This is a genomic window from Paracoccus sp. SSK6, from assembly GCF_039770665.1.
Lineage (GTDB): Bacteria > Pseudomonadota > Alphaproteobacteria > Rhodobacterales > Rhodobacteraceae > Paracoccus.
The window spans coordinates 1-866 of sequence record NZ_JBDPNJ010000086.1 but is presented as its reverse complement, the minus strand read 5'-3'; the positions used below and the strand labels follow the sequence as shown (position 1 = coordinate 866).

Genomic DNA, 866 nt, shown 5'->3' with positions numbered 1-866 from the left:
TGGCTGGATAGGCGATGTCGGCCCCGAATGGCTGGTCCAGGATGATCGCGGCTGACCAGAGTTCATTGAACTGGTGCTTATAGGCAAAGCCGAAATTGTCGTAGGAGGGCGCAATATCGCCGGTGCGCTCACCACCGGAATAGAGGCCAAGCGGCAGGTCTGTTCCTGTGATGCCGGGCGAGACGTGGCCATAGCTCAGTTCGAGATAGTTGCCTGGTTCGAAAAGAGGACCGAGAAACTGGCTGCTCCGCTCGACACCGCCAGCATGAAGGATTGTGCCGCACAGGAGCCAAACGGCTGTGCCGATACATGCGGTCTTCATGAAAGCCTCGCTTCAAAGCTCGGGTATCATCACGGCAGTGTCTGCAAGCTGCCGCTAGGGAAAAGATAGCATAGGGAGAGCCGTTCTTGGATGTGAAATGCTGGGCCGCTGATCCTGTGCTCAGGGCATGGATCAGGCTTGGCGATACCGAACTCGCTTGGCGCTGCCCTCGAGAATGTCCATGCAACGGCGCTTCACGTCATAGTTTTCCAATTATTGAAAGTTTCGACCTTTTACCTTGATCGCATCCAGATGCAGGTCCTTGACATAGATCTCTCGCGCCCTTGGGCCGATCGCGGCACCTTCTCGCATATCCCGTGCCCCCTGCCCCTGCCGCGCCTCCTCGCCGCGCCCTTGGGGAAGCGGAAACGCCGCGCCCCGCGCGCCGACGCTGGCCAGCTCCCGCGACAGATCCTCGATCCGGTGCACCACGAAATGAACGACCTCGCCCTCGCGCTGGATGCGCCCCTGCACACCGATCATGCTCGCACCCAGCACGATCCGTCTGTGCGCCTCAAAGACCTTGGACCAGACCACGAGGTTG

The 866-nt window shown here is 59.8% G+C and carries 1 protein-coding gene and 1 pseudogene; both read right to left on the bottom strand.

What is annotated here, in order from left to right:
- Positions 1-322: pseudogene (locus AAIL68_RS17455) on the bottom strand (aromatic hydrocarbon degradation protein); the annotation flags it as partial.
- 213 nt (positions 323-535) lie between these two features.
- Positions 536-866, bottom strand: a 331-nt coding sequence (locus AAIL68_RS17450) for a hypothetical protein (protein WP_347141056.1), incomplete at its 5' end; no start/stop codon positions are given.